This is a genomic window from Arthrobacter sp. B0490, assembly GCF_002929355.1.
Taxonomy (GTDB): Bacteria; Actinomycetota; Actinomycetes; order Actinomycetales; family Micrococcaceae; genus Arthrobacter_D.
This window is the reverse complement of sequence record NZ_PJIR01000003.1, coordinates 272,313-293,875: the sequence shown is the minus strand read 5'-3', so window position 1 is coordinate 293,875 and position 21,563 is coordinate 272,313. Positions and strand designations below refer to the sequence as shown.

14 protein-coding genes and 1 tRNA gene are annotated in these 21,563 nt (G+C 70.9%); 12 read left to right on the top strand and 3 right to left on the bottom strand.

Annotated elements, in window-relative coordinates; all coding sequences use genetic code 11:
• Positions 1-238: 238 nt before the first annotated feature.
• The 4 genes from CXQ97_RS06845 (at position 239) to CXQ97_RS06830 (ending at position 6,006) form a co-directional block, all read left to right on the top strand.
• Positions 239-1,606 (top strand): glycosyltransferase, encoded by a 1,368-nt coding sequence (locus tag CXQ97_RS06845; protein ID WP_104180100.1) that lies wholly within the window; start codon positions 239-241, stop codon positions 1,604-1,606.
• Positions 1,603-3,444: a nitrous oxide reductase family maturation protein NosD gene (locus tag CXQ97_RS06840; protein WP_104180099.1), complete on the top strand. Its 1,842-nt coding sequence runs from the start codon at positions 1,603-1,605 to the stop codon at positions 3,442-3,444. The genes CXQ97_RS06845 and CXQ97_RS06840 overlap by 4 nt, the downstream gene beginning before the upstream one ends.
• On the top strand, positions 3,441-4,514 hold the full coding sequence (locus CXQ97_RS06835) for a right-handed parallel beta-helix repeat-containing protein (RefSeq protein WP_104180098.1): 1,074 nt from the start codon (positions 3,441-3,443) through the stop codon (positions 4,512-4,514). The genes CXQ97_RS06840 and CXQ97_RS06835 overlap by 4 nt, the downstream gene beginning before the upstream one ends.
• A gap of 82 nt (positions 4,515-4,596) precedes the next feature.
• On the top strand, positions 4,597-6,006 hold the full coding sequence (locus CXQ97_RS06830) for a UDP-glucose/GDP-mannose dehydrogenase family protein (protein WP_104180097.1): 1,410 nt from the start codon (positions 4,597-4,599) through the stop codon (positions 6,004-6,006).
• 78 nt (positions 6,007-6,084) lie between these two features.
• On the opposite strand, the gene CXQ97_RS06825 is transcribed toward CXQ97_RS06830, so the two are convergent.
• Positions 6,085-7,605: an Ig-like domain-containing protein gene (locus CXQ97_RS06825; RefSeq protein WP_104180096.1), complete on the bottom strand. Its 1,521-nt coding sequence runs from the start codon at positions 7,603-7,605 to the stop codon at positions 6,085-6,087.
• A gap of 304 nt (positions 7,606-7,909) precedes the next feature.
• Between CXQ97_RS06825 and CXQ97_RS20530 the strand changes: the two genes are divergently transcribed.
• The 5 genes from CXQ97_RS20530 (at position 7,910) to CXQ97_RS06800 (ending at position 16,966) form a co-directional block, all read left to right on the top strand.
• Positions 7,910-10,045 (top strand): Hsp70 family protein, encoded by a 2,136-nt coding sequence (locus CXQ97_RS20530; RefSeq protein WP_104180095.1) that lies wholly within the window; start codon positions 7,910-7,912, stop codon positions 10,043-10,045.
• A gap of 2 nt (positions 10,046-10,047) precedes the next feature.
• A complete protein-coding gene (locus CXQ97_RS06815) occupies positions 10,048-12,162 on the top strand; it encodes a LuxR C-terminal-related transcriptional regulator (RefSeq protein ID WP_104180094.1) in 2,115 nt (704 codons plus the stop codon).
• Positions 12,163-12,276: 114 nt separating this feature from the next.
• A complete protein-coding gene (locus tag CXQ97_RS06810; RefSeq protein WP_104180093.1) occupies positions 12,277-13,533 on the top strand; it encodes an IniB N-terminal domain-containing protein in 1,257 nt (418 codons plus the stop codon).
• An 89-nt stretch (positions 13,534-13,622) separates the two neighbouring features.
• Positions 13,623-15,479 (top strand): dynamin family protein, encoded by a 1,857-nt coding sequence (locus CXQ97_RS06805; RefSeq protein WP_104180092.1) that lies wholly within the window; start codon positions 13,623-13,625, stop codon positions 15,477-15,479.
• Entirely contained in the window at positions 15,476-16,966 is a 1,491-nt protein-coding gene (locus CXQ97_RS06800; RefSeq protein WP_104180091.1) for a dynamin family protein, read from the top strand. Before CXQ97_RS06805 ends, CXQ97_RS06800 begins: the two co-directional genes overlap by 4 nt.
• 10 nt (positions 16,967-16,976) lie before the next feature.
• Here the strand turns inward: CXQ97_RS06800 and CXQ97_RS06795 are convergent, their stop codons facing one another.
• Positions 16,977-17,507: a hypothetical protein gene (locus CXQ97_RS06795; RefSeq protein WP_146069589.1), complete on the bottom strand. Its 531-nt coding sequence runs from the start codon at positions 17,505-17,507 to the stop codon at positions 16,977-16,979.
• Between the two features lie 174 nt (positions 17,508-17,681).
• Entirely contained in the window at positions 17,682-18,506 is an 825-nt protein-coding gene (locus CXQ97_RS06790) for a DUF559 domain-containing protein (protein ID WP_104180089.1), read from the bottom strand.
• Positions 18,507-18,828: 322 nt separating this feature from the next.
• Between CXQ97_RS06790 and CXQ97_RS06785 the strand changes: the two genes are divergently transcribed.
• The 3 genes from CXQ97_RS06785 (at position 18,829) to CXQ97_RS06775 (ending at position 21,475) form a co-directional block, all read left to right on the top strand.
• Positions 18,829-18,900, top strand: a tRNA-Gln gene (locus CXQ97_RS06785).
• 68 nt (positions 18,901-18,968) lie between these two features.
• Positions 18,969-20,498, top strand: coding sequence for a bifunctional UDP-N-acetylglucosamine diphosphorylase/glucosamine-1-phosphate N-acetyltransferase GlmU (gene glmU, locus CXQ97_RS06780; RefSeq protein ID WP_104180088.1), 1,530 nt, complete (start codon positions 18,969-18,971; stop codon positions 20,496-20,498).
• Entirely contained in the window at positions 20,495-21,475 is a 981-nt protein-coding gene (locus CXQ97_RS06775; protein WP_104180087.1) for a ribose-phosphate diphosphokinase, read from the top strand. Before glmU ends, CXQ97_RS06775 begins: the two co-directional genes overlap by 4 nt.
• Positions 21,476-21,563 lie beyond the last annotated feature (88 nt).

Here is a 21,563-nt window from a genome sequence, read left to right as displayed (position 1 = left end):
GGCCCGGATCGGGGTGCGGAAGGACCCGCTAGAGCGCCTAAGTAGTACCGAGTAGTGGCGACTTTTTTTAGAGTAGGACAGGGTCTGGCGAGCCCCCCTAGTCTCAAGAAAGGGAACGGGTCCTGATCATTGATCGGACCGACTGCCACACCAGGACGCAGCACTGCTGCGGCGGTGGAAGGCGCCCTACGCCCGCTGACGTGCATCCCGACAGCCGTCTCATTTTCCAAGGACACCGATGCAATCACTCGCGCTCGCCGCCAGCCCAGCCTCCGCCGTAGATCTCGGCGCGCAGGCCCTGGGCGACACGTGGTCCTCCTGGACCGCCGCCCTCGACTGGACCGACGTCAGTGCCTTCTGGGCCGAGGTCTCCCCCTACTTCCCGATCGCGGTCGCCGGCGCCATCGTCTGGGGCCTCTGGCTCTACCGCTTCATCCTCTCCCACCGTGCGAAGCCGATCGTGACGGACCACACCGCGACGACGTCCGTGGTGGTGCCGTCCTTCCACGAGGACCCGGACATCCTGATGAGCGCGCTCGAATCGTGGCGTGCGCAGCGTCCCGACGAGATCATCATCGTCCTCGACGTCGAGGACCTGGACGCCTACGCCCGGATCGAGGCCCTCGGGGACCCGACCATCAAGCCGATCCTGTTCCACCACGTGGGCAAGCGCTCCGCACTCGGCGCCGGGATCCGCCTCGCGAAGTACGACATCCTGGTGCTCACGGACTCCGACACCTGGTGGCAGCCGGAGCTGCTGCGCAACGTCCAGATGCCCTTCGTCGACCCGCTCGTCGGAGCCGTGGGCACCCACCAGAACGTCTTCCAGCGCGACTCCAGCGTGTGGCGCCGCGTCGCCGACTGGCTCGTGAACCTGCGCTACCTCGACTACGTCCCCGCCATGGGTGCCGCCGGCGCCGTCCCGTGCATCTCCGGCCGCACGGCCGTCTACCGCCGCTCCGCCGTCCTGCCCGTCCTCGAGCACCTCGAGAACGAGTACTTCCTCGGGAAGCGCTGCATCTCCGGGGACGACGGCCGCCTGACCTGGCTGGTCCTTGCCTCCGGCTACAAGACCGTGCACCAGTCGACGGCGCGGGCCCTCTCGATGTTCCCCTCCAGCTTCCGCGCCTTCGTCAAGCAGCGCATCCGCTGGAGCCGCAACTCCTACCGCTGCTACCTGACGGCCATCGGCACCGGGTGGCTGTGGCGCACCCCCTTCATCACCAAGGTCACCGTCCTGCAGATCCTGCTCACGCCGGTCACCATGGGCCTGACCATGTTCTACCTGATCTTCAACCGCCTGGACTTCACGGTGCTCGGCGTCGCCGCCGCCCTGAGCTGGCTCCTCCTCGGCCGCGGCATCCGCGGCGCCTCCCACCTCCGCCGCCACCCCAAGGACATCCTGATCCTGCCCGTCCTCGCCTTCGCCGTGATCCTCGTGGCCCTGCCCATCAAGCTGTACGCCTTCGCCACCATGAACAAGCAGGGCTGGCTGACCCGCCACGCCGACCAGGTCGGCGGCGACGGACAGGACGCCCTGAGCCTCGACTCCATGACCCCCGCGTCGGTTCTCTCCGACCAGGACACCCGGGGGGCCGTCGTATGACCAACCGCAAACCGATCCTCTTCGGCATCCTCGCCCTCGTCTTCATCGCACTCGTCGGAGCGGGTTTCCTCGCCGCCGGCAACGTGTGGAAGGAGTCCGAGGCCGACGCCGTCGGACGCAACGAGATCGCCGCCAACGGCAACGTGCAGGGCGAGCTCTACACCGGGGACCCCCGCAGCGAGGCCCGGATCGTCCAGAGCGAGGAGGAACGCCTCGTCTACGTGCGGACCATCGCCTCGGCGGCCCGCTGGCGCGTCGACGGCCTCGAAGGCCCGTACCGCCTCCACACGGGGGCCACGGACACGCTCGTGCTGCCGGCCCGCACCATCCCGTACACCACCGCGGACCTCCTCCAGCTCGCGCCGGACACCTTCAAGCAGCTGGCGTCGTCGACGTTCCTGCTGAGCGAGAACATCGTGGTGCTGCCCGGCGCCACCCTGTCCCTGAACGGGGGAGACGGCGTCACCGTCCGCATGCAGAGCGACGAGGAGGCCTTCGTCTCGATCGTCGCCCTCGGCGGCTCCCTGGCCATCGCCGGTACCCCGGAAGCCGATGTCGCGCTCACGAGCTGGAACGGCGTGGGCGTCGACACCGACACCTCCGACGGACGGGCCTACGTGCGGATGATCGGCGGCCATGCCTCGTTCTCCCACACCACCGTCTCCTCCCTCGGCTTCTGGAGCGGCAACACCGGCGGCCTCGCGCTGACCGGCACGGACACCGCCGGAACCTTCCAGGACGCGCCGGCGACGGCCGACCCCGTGGCACCGGCGGGCGCCCGCCTGCTCCCCGAGGCGGACCTCCAGTCCCTCGCCGACCAGTCGGACCTCGACTACAGCGTCGTGACCGCCGGCATCGACAACCTCACGGTGAAGGACAACGCCTTCGGCCTCTTCATCACCAATGCCCGCGACGTCGCCATCCGCGACACCACGATCCGGGGCAGCCTCGTGGACGGCCTGGTACTCCACCGCTCCGTCACCGACGCGACCATCACCGGCACGACGTCGTCGGACAACGCGGTGGACGGCATCACCGTCGGCCGGTCCAGCATGCGGGTCCAGCTGCAGGACGTCACGGCGAGGGGCAACGGACGCAACGGGATCTCCCTCGACGGACAGCCCCTCGCGGACGGCCCCAACGCCGTCGGCACGGCGGTCGTCACCTACGGCGCGAACCGCGTCGTCAAGAGCACCGTCAGCGACAACGGCCGCTACGGCGTCGAGGTCAGCGGCGGCGACAACCTGCGTCTCACCGGCAACACCATCCGGGGCAACGAGGTCGGCGTCGTCGTGAACTACGGAGCCCAGGGCGTCGCCATCATCGACAACGAGATCCGCGACCAGCGCCAGCAGGGCATCGCCGTCCGCGAGACCGGCGCACAGGCCGACATCCGCAGGAACTCCATCTCCGGCGGCGACACCGGCGTGTACGTCCGGGACGCCTCGGCGACGGTCACCGGCAACACCATGACCTCGCTCTCCGGACACGGCGTCTCCCTCCGCGGGAACGTCCCCGACACCCGGGTCACCGGCAACAACGTGGGCGGGTACGGCACCACCGCCATCTGGGACGAGACGTCCACGGGCGCGGTCGTCGAGGAGAACGAACTGCTCAACTGGCACCCCGCCCCGACGGTCCACAGCGTCCTGAACTCCGTGTTCCAGCCGCTGACGTTCGTCTGGCTGCTGCTGGGCGCACTGCTCGTCGCGACCGCCTTCACGCGCAAGCGGCACCTGCGCGTGCGGACCATCCGCAACCCCTACGAGGAGCGCGTCCCGCTGACGGCCCTCAGCCGCGGCATCGTGCGCATCGACGACGTCCGGGGTGCACGATGACCCGCCGGGGCGGCCTGACCGCCCTGATCCTCGCCGTCGTCGCGCTCGCCGTGGCCGTCGTCGTCGTCGTGGTCGGCCTGAACGGGTCGAACGGCAAGGGGTCGGCCCAGAACGAGCGCGAGCCCCAGCCTGGCACCTCCCAGGAGGCCGCCCCGCCGCCCGCGCCCGTCGAGACACCGGCGGAGTGCCCCGAGGCGACCGTGACGGTGTCCAACCCGAACGACCTCATGACCGCGCTCGACGCCGCCAAGCCCGGGGACGCCATCGGCATCGCGCCCGGCGTGTACACGGGGAACTTCACCGCCTCCGCGGCGGGGACGGCCGAGCAGCCCATCACGCTCTGCGGCACCACGGAGAGCATCCTCGACGGCGGCACCACCGACGACGGCTACGTGTTCCACCTGGAGGACTCCTCCTACTGGGTGCTCCAGGGCTTCACCGTCCGCAACGGACAGAAGGGCGTCATGGTGGACCAGAGCACGAACACCGTGATCCAGGGACTCACCGTGACCACCCTCGGCGACGAGGCGATCCACCTGCGGAAGTTCAGCACCGACAACCGGGTGATCGGCAACACGATCAGCGACACCGGCCTGCGGAAGCCCAAGTTCGGCGAGGGCGTCTACATCGGCACGGCCGAGAGCAACTGGTGCGACATCAGCAACTGCGAACCGGACCGCAGCGACCGCAACGAGATCGCCGGGAACACCATCTCGGGCACCACCTCGGAGAACGTCGACATCAAGGAGGGCACCTCGGACGGCATCCTGCGGGCCAACAGCTTCGACGGGTCCGGCATCGTCGAGGCCGACTCCTGGGTCGACGTGAAGGGCCGCGGCTGGATCATCGCCGAGAACACCGGCGCCAACTCGCCGCTGGACGGTTTCCAGACCCACGAGATCGTGGACGGCTGGGGAACCGAGAACGTCTTCCGCGACAACGTCGCGCAGGTCAACGGGCCCGGCCTCGGCTACTCCCTGAAACCGGTGCGCGACAACGTCGTCGAATGCAGCAACACGGCCTCCGACGCCGGAGAAGGCCTGTCCAACGAGCCCTGCACCTCCGGCTGACCCACCCCATACCCCCACGCACCACCTGCACCACCCCGAAACGACAAACCGAGCTACTTCCTACCCCAAAAGAGGCCTCATCATGAGCATCCCCTTCCAGCACGACCAGCCAGCACCCCGCGTGACCGTCATCGGCACCGGCTACCTCGGGGCCACCCATGCCGTCTGCATGGCCATCATGGGCTTCGACGTCCTCGGCGTCGACGTGGACCAGCGCAAGATCGACATGCTGTCCGCCGGCGAGGTGCCGTTCTTCGAGCCGGGCCTGCCCGAGAAGCTCCAGGAGGCCCTCGCATCCGGCCGCCTGCGCTTCAGCACCGACTTCGACGAGGCCGCCGCCTTCGGCGACGTGCACTTCGTCTGCGTCGGCACGCCGCAGGCCCCCGACTCCTCGGCCGCCGACATGCGCTACGTCGACGCCGCCTTCACGGCGCTCGCGACCCGCATCGACCGGAAGGCCCTCCTCGTCGGGAAGTCGACGGTCCCCATCGGCACCGCCGCCCGCCTGACCACCATGGTGCAGTCGGTGTCACCCCTCGGTGCCGAGCTCGAACTCGCGTGGAACCCCGAGTTCCTCCGCGAGGGCTTCGCCGTGCAGGACACCCTCTTCCCGGACCGCCTCGTCTTCGGCGTCAGCTCCGAGTGGGCCGAGCAGCAGCTCCGCCGGGTGTTCGCGCCGATCCTCGAGCTCGACACCCCGGTCATCGTCGCCGACCTCGCCACCTCCGAGCTGGTGAAGGTCGCCGCGAACTCCTTCCTCGCCACGAAGATCTCCTTCATCAACGCGATGGCGGAGATCTGCGAGGCCACCGGCGCCGACGTCAACCACCTGGCCAAGGCCCTCAGCCTGGACGACCGCATCGGCGGCCGGTTCCTCAAGCCCGGCCTCGGCTTCGGCGGCGGCTGCCTCCCCAAGGACATCCGCGCCTTCAAGTACCGCGCCGAAGAGCTCGGTGTCGGGCAGGCCGTCAGCTTCCTCGGCGAGGTCGACTCCATCAACAACCGCCGCCGGGTCCGCACCGTGGACCTCATCCGCGAGCTCGCCGGCGGGAACCTGGACGGCGTCCGCGTCGCCGCCCTCGGCGCCGCCTTCAAGCCGAACTCCGACGACGTCCGCGACGCGCCGGCGCTCGACGTCGCACGGCTGCTGTACCTCGAGGGTGCGATCGTCACGGTCTACGACCCCGAGGCCAACACCAACGCCCACCGCCTCTACCCGGACCTCAACTACGTCGGGTCGATGGCCGAGGCCGTGGACCAGGCCGACGTCGTCGCCCTGCTGACCGAGTGGTCCGAGTTCCGCGACGCCGATCCGGACGAGCTGGGCGCCCTCGTGACGCACAAGCGGATCCTCGACGGACGCCACGCGCTGAACGCCAACGACTACACGTCGAAGGGCTGGCAGTACCGGGCCCTCGGCCGACCGGCGCAGGCAGCGACCGTGGAGCTCGCCAGCGACGTGCGCGACGAGACGCCGACGCTCGCGATGTAGCCTTCGGGCACGCAGCGGCACATGGCAGAGGCCGGGTGGGGCATCCCACCCGGCCTCTGCCGTGTCCTGCCGGTGCGGCTAGCGGCAGGCGATGTTGGTCAGCCCGCGGACGGCGCCGCTGGGCTTGCAGGTGACCGTGGTGCCGAGCTTCGCGGACTGGACCCAGACCTCGTACCCCGGGACGCCGCCCAGCACGGAGTTGCCGGTGATGACGTTGTTCGTGCCCCAGCCGGCGAGGACCGAGTGCACCTGGATGGCGTCGAGCTTCGTGCCGGAGCCGGAGTTGCCCTCGATCCGGTAGCCGTTGCCCTTCACGTCAATCCAGGAGTCGGCGTCGTTGGCGCCCGAGACACCCGAGTTGACGAACACGTTCCCGGCGACGACGCCGCCCGTGGTGCCCTCCTTGATGTCCACGCCCTCCGCGCCCGTGTTGGAGATGCGGTTCCCGCGCACCGAGATGCGGTCCGACCGGTCGGGGACGCCGCCGGTCCAGTTGCTCTTGGCGCTGCCCACGTAGACGCCCTCGCCGTAAGCGGGCTGCTTCAGGCCGGTGTCGTGGATCCAGGAGCCGAGGAGCGCGCCGTCGGTGCTGCCGGCGCGGAAGTGCACGGCCTCGGCTCCGATGGTGCCGACGTCCACCCCGCTGATGACGGTGTTCTTCGAGCCGTCGAGGACGATGCCCTTGGCGGCGGACGCGACCGAGAGCCCCTCGATCCGCCAGTGCGAGCCCGTGACGTGGAGGCCGTAGCCGGAGGAGACGGACCCCGAGGAGAGCACCGCGTTCCGCGAACCGCGGAGGGTGATCGGGGCGGCGGCGGTCCCGGAGGCCGAGGCCTTGAAGGCGCCGACGTAGCGGCCGTCGCGCAGTTGGATCACGGAGCCCGGACGGGCGGTGGCGAGGGCCGACTTGAGGCCGGCCGCCGTCGAGACCTGGAGCACGGCCGTCGGAACGACGGCGGGTGCCGGTACGGCTGCGGGTGCCGCCGCGACGGCGGGCCTGGGAGCGGGAGCGGGCTTGGGTGCCGCCGCGACGGCGGGCTTGGGTGCCGCCGCGACGGCGGGCTTGGGTGCCGCCGCGACGGCGGGCTTGGGTGCCGCCGCGACGGCGGGCTTGGGTGCCGCCGCGACGGCGGGCTTGGGTGCCGCCGCGACGGCGGGCTTGGGTGCCGCCGCGACGGCGGGCTTGGGTGCGGGAGCGGGAGCAGGTGCTCGCGTAGGGGCCGGCGCGGGAGCCGGTGCGGCGGGCTCGGCGACGGAGAAGACCACGGTGCTCTCCTCCCGCCCGCTGGGCGTCTCCCATCGGACGTTGAGCTTATGCGACCCCGCTCCCGTCGTCACGGGCCACGAGTAGGGGGCAGTGGAATCCTGGCCCAGGTAGGTGCCGTCCAGCTTGAACTTCACCTTCACCCCGGCCGGGGCGTCGACGCCCACGGTGAGCACGCCGTCGGGCTGCACCGTGTCTGCGAGGGGGGAACCGTCCCCGTGGACGGTCGGAGTGGAGGCGGACGCCGGGAGGGCGAAGGAGGAGGATGCTACGGCGGTGACAGCGGCGACCATCGCGAGTCGGCGACCGGCACGCGCGGAGAAGTACTGTTTCATCTGCTTCTTTCCTAGTGAGACCTTCCCGCATGCGCGGTCTAGTGGGTCCGAGGCTACGAAGGCGGATGGCGGGACGCCATGGGTTCTCACCCAGTTGTCGAGAAAAAGTGCAACCTCTGCGGGAACACTTGTGCTTCCTTGCGCGAAGTGAGATAGGACGCGGCAAGTAGTCGGTCGCGCGAAGGAGCAAGTAGTTCGTCATCCAAGACAGGTATCGGGCCCGGGGAACCACTCTCGTTTTCGCGACGGACGGCCTGTTAGCTGGGGTCCACATGGTCAAAGACGAGCGTCACGTGGGGAAGCTATGAGCTATGGTCTCAGCATCGATGTCGGAACCAGCTTCACGGCCGCAGCCGTTCTGCGCACCGGCAGCCAGGGGCCGGAGGAGCCCCGGATCCTCCCGCTGGGCAGCCGGGGGACGAGCATCCCGACGGTCGTCTTCCTCACCACCGACGGCCACCGCCTCGTCGGCGAGATCGCCGAACGCAGGGGACTCGCGGAGCCCGCGAACGTCGCCCGGGAATTCAAGCGCCGCATGGGCGATGCCGTACCCCTCGTCCTGGGCGGCACCCCGATCCTCCCCGAGGAACTCTTCGCGGTCGTCGTCGAGTGGGTCGTCGGCGTCGCCACCGAGAGGGAGGGCGAACCGCCCGCCTCGATCACCCTGACCCACCCCGCGGGGTGGGGCGAGCACCGCACCTCGCTGCTGCAGGGCGCGCTCGCCGCGTCGGGGTTCCCCGACGTCGTCCTGATGACGGAGCCCGAGGCCGCCGCCCTGTCCTACGCAGCACGGGAGCGCGTGGCCCAGGGCAGCACCCTCGCCGTCTACGACCTGGGCGGCGGCACCTTCGATGCGACCGTGGTCCGGAAGGCCGACGCCGACACCTTCACCATCCTCGGCACACCCCAGGGCATCGAGCGCCTCGGTGGGGCCGACTTCGACCAGGAGGTCTTCAACCGGGTCCTGGAGGACTCCGGGGTGTCCTTCGGCGAACTGGAACACTCGTCTCCGGAGGTGCTCGCCGCACTGACCCGGCTCCGCCGCGAGTGCTCGGAGGCCAAGGAGGCGCTGTCCTCCGATTCGGAGGCGACCGTCTCCATCATGGTCCCCGGCTCCCACTCCCAGGTGCGCCTCGTGCGGTCGGAATTCGAACTGATGGTCGAGCCCGCCCTCCGGGAGACCCTCGACGCCATGCGCACCGCCCTCGAGAGCGCGGGCGTCCGCGCCGCGGACCTGTCCGCGATCCTGCTGATCGGCGGGTCCTCGCGGATCCCGCTCGTGGCGCAGCTGCTGTCCGGTGAGTTCAACCGCCCGCTGGCCATCGACGTCGACCCGAAGGCGTCCGTCGCCCTCGGCGCGGCCTTCGCGACGGCCGCGCTGGAGGACGACCGGACGCAGGCGGTCCCCGCGGTGCCGGGCGACGCCGATGTGCCGGCGGGCGCCACCGGCCGGCGCCGCTCCGGGGTCAACGCAGCGGGGTTCGCGGTACCGACCCGTGCGGGGGCGGCATCCTCGCCCCACCACGGCCCGGCGGCCATGGCGACGAAGAAGCGGTTGGGCCTCCGCGTGGGTGCTGTCGCCGCAGCGGTGGCTCTGCTGGGGGTCGCGACGGCGACGGCGACGAACGCCCCCGACCTGTCCGCCGCCATCTCCAACTGGGCGGGCGACCCGGCTGCCGAGGCGGCCGAGGAGCCGAACCCCGCACAGCAGACACCGACGCCGCAGGCCTCTGATCCGGCCGCCGCAGCCACCGGGGCGGGCGTCGGACCGCTCGCCGGCGTCGCCAACGCCCCGCTGCAGGACAAGCTCTTCGGCGTGGGTTCGGGAGCGACGGCGGACGGAGCAGCGGGTGCCGCAGGCACCCCGTCGAGTTCGCCCGACCGTGCGAGGAGAAGCGCGAGCACGGCGTCCGACGACGTCCCCAAGGGCCGGCCGACCCCGGGAGTGACGCCGGAGCCCCGGTCGGGGGCAGGCGCAGCGCCGGCCCCGTCCCCGTCATCCCCGTCGTCGTCGCCGTCGTCGCCGTCCAGGCCCGGCACGACCCCGGGGAACCCCTCGCCGCCCGTTCCCTTTCCGTCGCCGGACCCCACCGCCCCACCGACGACGCCGGCCGATCCCGTGCCGCCGACGACGGACCCGACGGTTCCGCCGACGGTTCCGCCGGTCGTCCCGCCGACCACGCCGCCGACCACGGACCCGACGGTTCCGCCGACGGTTCCGCCGACGGTTCCGCCGGTCGTCCCGCCGACGACGGACCCGACGGTCCCGCCGATCATCCCGCCGGTCGTCCCGCCGACGACCCCACCGGTCCCACCGACGGAGCCGCCTCCGCCGCCGGTCGAGCCGACCGCCACCGCGACGCCCGGGCCTCCGGCTCCCGTCGATCCGCCGTCTCCCGGCGAGGGTGCCGCCGCCCAGTCGACGATTCCGGAGTCCTGACGGTGGCCGGGAACTTCCTGGACACCGGCGTGCGCCCGGCCCATGTGAGCCACCCGCTGGAGCTGGATGCGGCGACCTACGAGGTGGTCCTCGCCCTGTGCATCGGGTTCTCGATCCCGGGCCTCGTCCCGCCCCTGCTGCACAGCGAGGGAGTGCCTCCCGAGCAGCTCATGGCCCGTGCCAGGGCCGCCGGTTTCGTGCAGTCCGACGGGCGTCCCACGGCGGAACTGCGCGCCACGATGCTGAAGGACGCCGAGGTGTACCAGGTACGGCGGCTGCAGCGCGCCCTCGTGGACCTGTACTGCCTCGAAGCGCTGCCCCTCGGACGGCTCGCCCGCCAGCTCGCCGCCGACGGCTTCGCCGACGAACGCCTCGCGGTCGTCCTCGAGGACGAGGGCACGGCGCTCCTCGGCACGGACCCGGGCGGCGCCCTGGAACTGCTCGGCCTCGCCGTGGCCGCCGGTGCGGACGTGCCTCGCACGGCCCCGCGACGGGCGGAGGCAGCCCTGGCCACAGGCGATCTCGACGCCGCCTCCCGCATCCTGGAGTCCTACTTCGCGCACCATTCCGCCGAGGCGCGGAAGACGCTCCCCGATCTTCCCCGCGCACTCCGGGTGTCCTGCGCGCTGTGGGCGCACCGCGGCATGATGTCGCGAGCCGCGGACGTGCAGCGGTGGGCGGCGACCCTCCGCCCACCGGAGATCGAACCCCTCGGGGCGCTGGCACTGCTGGCCGCCGGTGACGCCGCCGGGGCGCGTCGCCTGCTCGACGTCGGTGGGCACGCACCGAGCCCGTCACTGCAGGAGGCTGCCGACACACTGCTCATGGAGGGGGCTCTGCTGTCCGTCGGTGAGGACCCCGCCGCTGCCCTCCCCGTCCTCATCCGCGCCTCCGACACCCTCGACGCGGCCGGCAGGGTCTCGCCGGCACCCGAGCTACCGGCGAGCTTCGCCGCGATCGTCGGGCTCCTGGCCGGCAGCCCGCAGACGGCACTGGCCCTCGTCCAGGCGGCGCTCGCAAGCGGGCAAGGGGGGCAGGGGATGCGCCCGCGCCTGTGCCTCCTGGGCGGATGGGCCGCCATGCTCCTCGACCAGCCCGCCGCGGCGCGGAGCTTCATCGCCGAGGCCGGGCGTGCCGGCTTCCGGCCCGGTCCGCGGGACGAGCTGCTGCTGCAGTCCCTCGAAGTGGGACTCGCCCGGCGGGCCGGCGAGGCCTCCGCCCTCGTCAGGACCTGGCAGAAGGCCCGCGAGGCGTTGCTCCACGTGTCGGTGGACCTGCTGACCGTCCTGCCGCTCAACGAGCTCGTCATCGCCGCGGCCCGGGTCCGGGATGCCGAGGCACTCAGACCGCACCTGGACGAGGCCTGGCGGCTCCTCTCGAAGCTGGGGGACCCGCCGCTCTGGTGCGTACCGCTGCACTGGTCGGCCGCGCAGGCCGCACTGCTGCTCGAACGCCCGGACGACCTCGCCCCGCACGCGGCGGCGCTGGTGAGCCGGTCGACGACGTACCCGCTCGCCGCCACGTTCGCGACGGCGGGCAAGGCCTGGGTCTCGGTCCTCGCCGAACACTTCGACACCGACGCCGTCGAGGAGGCGGCGCGCGGCCTGGCGACGGCAGGATTCTCCTGGGAGGGGGCACGGCTCGCCGGCCACGCGTCGGCCCGGGCAGGGGACCGCAGCGACATGACCCGGCTGCTCTCCTGTGCCCGCGACCTCAGGCCCGCCCGCGACCGGGCGGCGCGGCCTGAGGTGCGGCCCCATCGGGAAGCACCCGTGCCACCGGTTCCCGCCACCCACCGGCCGAGCCCGACCACCGCACGTGCCGTCCCGGGGAGCACCCAGCACCGCTCCGGAGGGCCGGCGCTCAGCGGGCGCGAGCGCGAGATCGCACAGCTCGTGCTCCTGGGCCGGACGTACCGGGAGATCAGCGAGGAGATCTTCATCTCGCCACGGACCGTCGAGCACCACGTGGCCCGCATCCGGCGGCGTTTCGGTGCGTCCTCCCGCTCGGAACTGCTCGCCCGCCTCCGCCTCTCCCTCGAGCCCGCCCCCGGTGGCAGCACCGCAGGGGGTAGTTCTCCCACCGAAACCCCTAACGGGCGCGGGCGAAACCCCTAATGGTTGCCGGAGGCTAGGGGTCCTACTACCGATGCCCAGTTCCCCCTCCACTCCTACGTTTGAACCAAGCCAGCAGAGCCGCCGGCGAACCCATAACCGACGAAGGAACGACTCATGACTACTCTCGCTTCAGATCTCCTCGACTTCCTGATGAACCTCTTCAACGACCAGGAAGCGGCCAGCGCCTTCATCAGCGACCCCGAGGCCGCCCTGGCCGAGGCCGGCCTCGGTGACGTCTGCTCGGACGACGTCGACGCCGTCATGCCCGTGGTCCTCGACTACGCACCGGTCAGCTTCGGCGGCCGGAACGAGAGTTCGTTCGACCGCAGCTACGACACCGGCGGAAACTCCTCGGGCGACGTCGCCCCGGGCGGCGGCGGTGGCGGGTCCACCACCCCGACCGGACCGTCCACGCCCGCGGATGGTGGCCATGACCACGACCACGACCACGACCACGATCACGACGGTGGCGGTGGCGGCAGCACCGGTGGGGACGACAGCGACCACGGCAACGCGGTGCAGCAGCTCCTCCACGTGGTGAACAACTACTCCTACACCTCGTCCGTGGACGACCGCGACACCATCACGGACCAGTCCGTGAACCAGAACATCTGGGCCAACGGCGACGTCAGCCAGATGTTCGACAACGACGCCTTCGTCGCCTCGGGTGACCGTGCAGTGGCAGCGGACGGCGACGTCGAGGTCGACAACTCCGTGGACAACTCCGACGACCACTCCCAGGACAGCTCGACCAACGTCGAGGCCGGCGGTTCGGTGAGCGTCGACATCGGTACCGTCGAGGATTCCTACAACGACAACTCGGACAACTCCGACAACTCGGACAATTCCATCGAGGACTCCTACAACGACAACTCGGACAACTCCACCGAGGACTCCTACAACGACAACTCCGACAACTCGGTCGACACCGACATCGACGCGGACATCGACGTCGAGATCGAGGACTCGCTGAACACCGACAACTCGGACAACTCGGACAACTCCGACAACTCGATCAACACCGATGTCGAGATCGAGGACTCCTTCACGTCCGACAGCTCGACGACGGAGACCACCGACAACACGATCAACGCCGATGTGGAGATCGTCGACTCGTTCACGTCGGACAGCTCGACCACGATCACGGAGACCACCGACAACACGATCAACGCCGATGTGGACATCGTCGACTCGTTCACCTCGGACAGCTCGATCAACACCGACGTCGTGGTCGAGGACGCGTTCAACGACACCGCGGTCGTCACCGACAACTCGGAGAACGAGTACACCTCCATCGACGACTCGGCGTTCTTCGTCGACAATGAGGTCGAGGTCGAGACCGAGGTCACGGTCGAGGACTCGGCGCTCTGACTCCACCGCACGCCGGGCGAGCCCAACGGGACACTGGTCCCGTTGGGCTCGCCCGTGGTCTCATATAACAACTCATCGGGGAGCTCTACATGGACGATCTCATTCCACTCGTGAAAGCCGGTCTGGGCCTTGTCGCCGAGGGGGATCGCTCCGATCTCCGCCAGCGGCTGGAGCAGACGCTGGTCCGGCTGGACAACCCGGACGTCCGGGTCATCGTGGTGGGTGAGTTCAAGCAGGGCAAGAGCAAGCTGATCAACGCCCTCGTCAACGCCCCCGTCTGCCCGGTCGACGACGACATCGCCACCTCCGTGCCCACCGTGGTCCGCTTCGGGGACCCGGCGTCAGCGGCGGTACTGGTCCCGAGGACCGGCGGGAGCCCCGACCAGGACGGCTCCGCGTTCGAGCGTCGGCCCGTGGCACTGGAGGAGATCGCCTCCTTCGTCTCGGAGAAGGGGAACCCCTCGAACCGGCAGGGCCTCGCATCGGCCGAGGTGCTGCTGCCCCGGCGGGTGCTGGCCGACGGCCTGTCGGTCATCGATTCGCCCGGTGTGGGCGGACTCGACTCCGCCCACGCGCTGACCACCCTGACCGCCCTGCCTACGGCGGACGCCATGATCCTCGTGTCCGACGCCTCCCAGGAGTACACCGAGCCGGAGCTGCGGTTCCTCAGGCAGGCGCAGCGGATCGTGCCGAACGTGGGGTGCGTGCTGTCCAAGACGGACCTGTACCCGCAGTGGAGGACCGTCGCCGACCTCGACCGCGCACATCTCGACGCCGCGGGCATCGGCACCATCCCGCTGATCCCCGTGTCCTCGGACCTCCGCCTCGTCGCCGCGCAGGGCAACGACGCGGAACTCAACCAGGAATCGGGGTTCCCCGACCTCGTCGGGTACCTCCGCAGGGACGTCGTCGGGAAGGCGCAGGCCCTGCGGCGGCGCTCCGTCGCCCAGGACCTGCTGTCCGTCACCGATCACCTGCGCCTGTCCGTGACGACCGAACTCTCGGCGCTCCAGGACCCCGAGGGGGTCCCGGTGCTGCTGGCGGAGCTGGAGGAGGCCAAGGAGAAGGCCGACCAGCAGCGCAAGCGGTCCTCGCGCTGGCAGACGACGCTGAACGACGGCGCATCGGACCTGATCGCCGACATGGAGCACGATCTCCGCGACCGCCTCCGGTCCATCCAGCGCGAGGCGGAAGCCGCGATCGACGCAGGGGATCCCGGGCCCGTGTGGGACCAGTTCGCCGAGTGGATCGAGCAGCGCGTCGCCTCGGCGGTGTCCGACACCTTCGTGTGGACCAACGAGCGTTCGCAGTGGCTCGCCGAGCAGGTGGCCGAGCTCTTCGCCCTCGACGAGGTGCCGCTGCCCCTGCTGGAGGTGGCCGGCACGGACGGCGTCCTCGCGCCCGTCGAGGAGATCCCGTTCCTGGACCCCGGGCGCGTCAGCGCGGCGGGGAAGGTGCTGATCGGCATGCGCGGCTCCTACGGGGGCGTGCTGATGTTCGGCCTGCTGACCGGCATCATCGGCATGTCCCTCATCAACCCCCTCTCGGTGGGCGCAGGACTGCTGCTGGGCCGCAAGGCCTACCGCGAGGACAAGGAGGCGCGGCTGAAGCGCCGGCAGACGGATGCGAAGAACCTCGTCCGGCGGCAGATGGACGACGTCGTCTTTCAGGTGGGGAAGCAGCTCAAGGACCGGTTGCGCCTCGTCCAGCGCGAGATCCGCGACCACTTCGGGGACATCGCCGAGGAGCACCACCGGTCGCTCGCCGACTCGGTGACCGCCGCCCAGCGGAGCGCCGCGACCTACCGGCAGGAACGGGACGGCCGGGTGACCGAGCTGAAGGCCCAGCTCTCCCGGATCGACCAGCTCTCCGCGAAGGCGAAACGCCTCGTCCCGGTGGCCGACGGGGCTGCGCAGCAGCCCGCCGAAGCCCTGGCACGCTCATGACGGACAGCGGCGCCGTCGAGAGTCTCCTCCAGGAGGCCCTCGAGGTCTACGCCAACGAGCCGACCGTGCGCACGGAACTCGAGACGTACGCGCGGAGGCTGCAGGAACCGCTGCGCGTGGCGGTCGCGGGCATGGTCAAGGCGGGCAAGTCGACGCTCCTCAACGCCATCATCGGCGAGGAGATCGCCCCTACCGGCACGGGGGAGTGCACCCGCATCATCACCTGGTACCGCCATGCATCGACGCCCCGCATCACCGCCTACCCGGTGGAGGGCGAACCGTGGCTGCTTCCGCTCACCAGGGTGGAGGGGCAGCTCGTGTTCGATCTCGGCGGCCGGCCGGCGGCCGAGGTGGAGCGGATCGTGGTCGAGTGGCCGGCGGAGAACCTGCGCGCCATGACGCTGATCGACACCCCGGGCATCGCCTCGCTCTCGGAGGACGTGTCGAAGCGCAGCACGGGCTTCCTCACGCCGCAGGACACGCCGTCCGAGGCGGACGCCGTGATCTACCTGATGCGCCACCTCCATGCCTCGGACGTCACGTTCCTCGAGGCCTTCCGCGACACGAGCGCGGCGAGCGCCGGGACGGTCAACGCGCTCGCGGTGCTGTCCCGCGCGGACGAGGTGGGGGCGGGGCGCATCGACTCCCTCATCTCCGCCTCGCGCGTCGCCGACCGCTACCGCACCGATCCGTCCCTGCGCGCCCTGGTGCTGGACGTCCTCCCCATGGCGGGCCTGCTCGCCCAGAGCTCGCGGACGCTGCGGCAGGCCGAGTATGAGGCCTTCGTCACCCTGGCTGGCCTGGAGCGGACCCAGCGTGAACGCATGCTGCTCTCCGCCGACCGCTTCGTCGCCGGGTGCACCGCCCTCGGCATCGCCGACGACGACGGACGCCGGTTGCTCGACCGCTTCGGACTCTTCGGGGTCCGGCTCGGCTCGGCCCTCGTGCGCGGCGGTGCAGCCAATGCCACGGCGCTGGCCCACGAACTCTCCCGACGCAGCGGGCTCGACCTGCTGCTGGCGCTCGTGACGAAGCAGTTCGACGCCCGGTCCTCGACGCTGCGGGCTCGGACGGCGCTCGCGGGGCTCGAGGCCCTCGTGCGCACCCACCCGCGGGCGGGGAGCTCGGTGCTCGTGACGGGCATCGAGAGGATCAAGGCCAACGCCCACGAGATCCGCGAACTGCAGCTGCTGTCGGCGCTGCGGTCCGACGAGGTACCGCTGCCGTCGTCGGTGACCGCCGACGCGGAGCGCCTGATCGGGGGCTCCGGGGTCGCCCCGGCGGAGCGCCTGGCCCTCGAGCCGGACGCCCATGCCGAGGACATCCGCACGGCGTCCCTCGCGGAACTCGGCCGGTGGCGGGCCCTGACGGAGAATCCGCTCGTGGACCGCGGCGCACTCGAGGCCTGCCACGTGGTGATGCGCTCGTGCGAGGAGCTCGTGGCACGTGCCGGCGCCCCCGGGCCGCTGGCAAAGCTCGGCGGCTGACGCCGGCCCGTCACCTCCTTGGATCGGCTCCCCGGAGCCAGCGGGAGACTTGGGGAAGCAGCGCCACCACGAGCGCGACGGCGGCGAGGACCAGGTGGGCCATGGCGAGGTGCGGTACGGGCTGGAAGCCGGCGGCATCGGTCCCGAGGAACGCCTGGACGAGCAGCACCGCGCCGGCGTCGAGCACGAGGACCGCGAGCAGGACCCACCGCGCCCAGCCCCGCCCGCGCAGCAGTGTGCGGCCGAGGAGCCCCGTGACCAGCAGGACCACGGCGAGCGCGCCGAGGCTTCCCCAGAAGGCGATCGTGGCGACCATCTCCGCATCCTCCGTCGCCACTCCGGACTCGAGGCTCAGGGCGGTGTCCTGCAGGTTCGTCAGGAAGGTCTCGCGGTCGAGGAAGGCGATGACCAGCGCGGCCACGCCGGCCGCCAGGGACGCGAGCCAGAGACCGCCCGCCAGGCGCAGCAGCGGGGGCGGTTGCCGCTCGGCGGTGACGGGAGGCGGGACCGCGTTGGACATCTCTGGCCGGGGAGGACGCATGGTCGTAATCTAGCCGCGCTGCGGGCGGGCCACAACGGTACCGGGACGTGCCGCCGGGTCGCGGCCCCCGACCCGGTCGTCGTTCATGCTTTTCACGCCACCGACCGCGTGTCGGGAGGCGACACGCCGCTGCCGGGGCATTCTGCCTGCGAAAAGGAGGAACGACGACGGGCGTCACCGGACGGGGCGCCGCCCGAGGGCCCTGCGGACCATGGCGAGGACCTCGTCGGGGTGGAACATGACGTCCTCGTCGCTGAAGTGGAGCACGGCGTAGCCCGCGACGACGGTCGTGTTGTTGCGGAGCCGGTCGCGCCGGAAGGACCGCCGGTCCGAGTGGTAGGCCGCGCCGTCGATCTCCACCACGAGGAAGCCCTCCACGAGGAAGTCGACACGCCCCACGCCCGGGATCGGGACCTGGGGCCGGACGTCGAGGCCGGCTCCGCGCAGCAGCAGGCGGGCCAGTACTTCGATCGCCGAGTCGGCCGTGCACTCGACCTTCGCGAGGGCGGCGCGTGCCTTCCCGTTGCGGGGACCCTGCAGGCGCGCCTCGAGGAAGCCCCTGCCGGTGTCACCCCGCCGCAGGGCGCACTCCACGACGGCGACCGACTCCTCCTCCGGCCGGCACCGCAGCACGTGCACGAGCACGTCGGCGAGCCCGACCACCGGCAGGTGCGGATGCACGGGCACGGACCGCGACCGGTGGTTCACACAGCCGGCGGATGTCCTCTCCCGCCGGCTGAGATGCACCTCGGCCGGGTCGCAAAGACGCCAGAGTCCGTAGTAGGTGGCGGCGGAGATGCACGTCAGGCGTGCGTGCTCGACGACGGCCATGACGAGTTCCGGCGGGGCACCCGGTAGCGCCAGCACTCCTCGACGGATGCGCAGTACCCGGCCGGCGTCGACGCCGCGGTCGATCTGCCACTGGCTGACGCCCCGCCGACGCAGCACGTGGGTGGGAGCCGCTCCTCCGACGGATGACAGCACGGCTTCCAGGGTCATCCCTGCAGTAGACGCCCACAGGCGGAGGGGCGGGGGCCGTGCGCGCAGTATGTGCGTTGGGGTCGGCCGGGGCACGGCCGGCGGCGGCGTCGGCGACCGGACCGTCGTCGTTCCCTGGTTTCACGGGCAGAAGCGGGTGTCGCACCGGGACCCGCCGCACCTCGGGCAGGTCCGCCACCAAAAAGGGGGAACGACGACGGGCGGCGGTGGTAGGCGACGACGACGGCGGCGGGCAGCCCCGGCGGGTCGCCCGCCCTCCCGGGACATGGCAAACTGGTACACCGTGCGCACTCGCTCCGGCACCGGTCGGGCGTGGTCGCGGTCCGCCCTGGTGTAATGGCAGCACCCCAGCCTTTGGAGCTGTGGAGTATAGGTTCGAATCCTATGGGCGGAACGGGGAGAGCCCTCGGCCGATCAGGCCGGGGCGCCCGCCGGTCAGCTACAGCTTAGGAGCGCTTCTTCATGAGCAACCATGACGGTTCCATCGCCGCTGCACGCCCGGCCGAAGCCCCGGCGGCAGTGATCGTCCTCGCCGCCGGCGCCGGCACCCGGATGAAGTCCCGGACCCCGAAGATCCTGCACCCCGTCGGCGGCACCTCCATGATCGGCCACGCCCTGCGCGCCGCCCGCGGGGTCGAGCCCCGCGAACTCGCCGTCGTCGTCCGCCACGAACGCGACCGTGTCGCCGAGCACGTAACGGGCCTGGACGCCACGGCGGTCCTCATCGACCAGGATGACGTCCCCGGCACCGGCCGCGCCGTGCAGGTGGCCCTCGACGGACTCGACGCCCTCTCCGGCAATCCGCTGAGCGGCACCGTCGTCGTGACCTACGGCGACGTCCCCCTGCTCACGCCCGAGACCCTCCGCGAACTCGTGGCCGTCCACCAGCGCGAGGGTAACGCGGTCTCCGTGCTCACCGCGCTCCTGGACGACCCCACGGGCTACGGCCGCATCCAGCGCCACGAGGACGGCACCGTGGTGGCCATCGTCGAGCACAAGGACGCCTCACCCGAGCAGCGCACCATCCGCGAGGTCAACTCCGGCATCTACGCGTTCGACGCCGACGTCCTGCGCAGCGCCCTGACCCGGGTGGACACCGCCAACGCGCAGGGCGAGATGTACCTCACGGACGTCCTCGCCATCGCTCGCGCTGCCGGCGGACGCGTCGCCGCCGTCGTCCTCGCCGACCGCTGGCAGGTGGAGGGCGCGAACGACCGCGTGCAGCTCGCCGCGCTCGGTGCCGAGCTCAACCGGCGCCTGATCGAGAAGTGGATGCTCGCCGGCGTGACCGTCGTCGATCCGGCGACCACGTGGATCGACTCCACCGTGGTCCTCGACGAGGACGTGACGCTGCTGCCCGGCACGCACCTGCACGGTGGGACCTCCGTGGCGCGGGACGCCGTCGTCGGGCCGGGCACGACCCTCACCGACGTCGTCATCGGGGAGGGCGCGCACGTGGTCCGCACGCACGGCAGCGGAGCCCGGATCGGCGCCGGCGCCAGCGTGGGCCCGTTCACCTATCTGCGCCCGGGCACCGTGCTGGGCGCGGAGGGCAAGATCGGGGCGTTCTACGAGACCAAGAACGTGACGATCGGCCGCGGCTCGAAGCTCTCCCACCTCGGATATGCCGGCGACGCCGAGATCGGCGAGTACACCAACATCGGCTGCGGCAACATCACCGCCAACTACGACGGCGTCCACAAGCACCGCACCGTCATCGGCTCCCACGTCCGCACCAGCTCGAACACCGTGTTCGTCGCCCCGGTGTCGGTGGGCGACGGCGCGTACACCGGCGCCGGCGCCGTGGTCCGCAAGGACGTCCCCGCCGGCAACCTCGCCCTGAGCTTCGCACCGCAGCGGAACATCGACGGCTGGGTGGCGCAGAAGCGACCCGACACGGCGTCCGCCGCCGCGGCAGCCGCAGCCCCTTCAGACACCCCGAGCGACCCCCCGAGCTCGGGCAACCCCACAGAAGAGAGCACCCACGCATGAGTGAGATCACGGCACGCGGCGAGAAGAAGCTCGTCCTGGCTTCGGGACGCGCCCACCCCGAACTGGCCGAGGAGATCGCATCGTGGCTCGGCACGGAGCTCCTGCCGGTCTCCGCCTACGACTTCGCCAACGGTGAGATCTACGTGCGCTCGGGGGAGAGCGTGCGTGGAACCGATGTCTTCGTCATCCAGGCGCACCCGGCACCGCTGAACAACTGGCTCATGGAGCAGCTGATCATGGTGGACTCGCTGAAGCGCGCGTCGGCCAAGCGCATCACGGTCGTGTCGCCGTTCTACCCGTACGCCCGCCAGGACAAGAAGGGCCGCGGCCGCGAGCCCATCTCCGCGCGCCTCGTCGCGGATCTCTACAAGACCGCCGGCGCCAACCGGCTCATGTCCGTGGACCTCCACACCTCGCAGATCCAGGGTTTCTTCGACGGCCCCGTGGACCACCTCATGGCCATCCCGCTGCTGGCGGACTACATCAGGTCACGGGTCGACGCCGACAACGTCACCGTGGTCTCGCCGGACACCGGCCGCGTCCGCGTGGCCGAGCAGTGGGCCGAGCGCCTCGGCGGCGCCCCGCTGGCCTTCGTCCACAAGAGCCGGGACCTCACCGTCCCGAACCAGGCCGTCTCCAAGCAGGTCGTGGGACAGGTGCAGGGCCGCACCTGCGTGCTCATCGACGACATGATCGACACCGGCGGCACCATCTCCGGGGCGGTCCAGGTGCTGAAGAACGCCGGCGCCAAGGATGTCATCATCGCCGCCACCCACGCGGTGTTCTCCGAGCCGGCGTCGCGCCGCCTCGCCGAGTCGGGTGCGCGCGAGGTCGTGGTCACCAATACCCTGCCGATCCCGGCCGAGAAGCGGTTCCCGCAGCTCACGGTGCTCTCCATCGCACCCCTGATCGCCCGCGCCATCCGCGAGGTCTTCGACGACGGATCGGTCACCAGCCTGTTCGACGGCAACGCCTGACAGGGGTTTCACGCATACTGGCAAGCAACCGAGCACTCGCATTCCACGTATTAATTGCGGGGTTAGCAAGTAGTCTTATGGTAACTAC

Bases quoted from the DNA above. Each gene is read 5' to 3' on its own strand.
- CXQ97_RS06845 (WP_104180100.1), top strand. From the start codon at position 239: ATGCAATCACTCGCGCTCGCCGCCAGCCCAGCCTCCGCCGTAGATCTC.
- CXQ97_RS06840 (WP_104180099.1), top strand. From the start codon at position 1,603: ATGACCAACCGCAAACCGATCCTCTTCGGCATCCTCGCCCTCGTCTTC.
- CXQ97_RS06835 (WP_104180098.1), top strand. From the start codon at position 3,441: ATGACCCGCCGGGGCGGCCTGACCGCCCTGATCCTCGCCGTCGTCGCG.
- CXQ97_RS06830 (WP_104180097.1), top strand. From the start codon at position 4,597: ATGAGCATCCCCTTCCAGCACGACCAGCCAGCACCCCGCGTGACCGTC.
- CXQ97_RS06825 (WP_104180096.1), bottom strand. From the start codon at position 7,605: ATGAAACAGTACTTCTCCGCGCGTGCCGGTCGCCGACTCGCGATGGTC.
- CXQ97_RS20530 (WP_104180095.1), top strand. From the start codon at position 7,910: ATGAGCTATGGTCTCAGCATCGATGTCGGAACCAGCTTCACGGCCGCA.
- CXQ97_RS06810 (WP_104180093.1), top strand. From the start codon at position 12,277: ATGACTACTCTCGCTTCAGATCTCCTCGACTTCCTGATGAACCTCTTC.
- CXQ97_RS06805 (WP_104180092.1), top strand. From the start codon at position 13,623: ATGGACGATCTCATTCCACTCGTGAAAGCCGGTCTGGGCCTTGTCGCC.
- CXQ97_RS06800 (WP_104180091.1), top strand. From the start codon at position 15,476: ATGACGGACAGCGGCGCCGTCGAGAGTCTCCTCCAGGAGGCCCTCGAG.
- CXQ97_RS06795 (WP_146069589.1), bottom strand. From the start codon at position 17,507: ATGCGTCCTCCCCGGCCAGAGATGTCCAACGCGGTCCCGCCTCCCGTC.
- CXQ97_RS06790 (WP_104180089.1), bottom strand. From the start codon at position 18,506: ATGACCCTGGAAGCCGTGCTGTCATCCGTCGGAGGAGCGGCTCCCACC.
- glmU (WP_104180088.1), top strand. From the start codon at position 18,969: ATGAGCAACCATGACGGTTCCATCGCCGCTGCACGCCCGGCCGAAGCC.
- CXQ97_RS06775 (WP_104180087.1), top strand. From the start codon at position 20,495: ATGAGTGAGATCACGGCACGCGGCGAGAAGAAGCTCGTCCTGGCTTCG.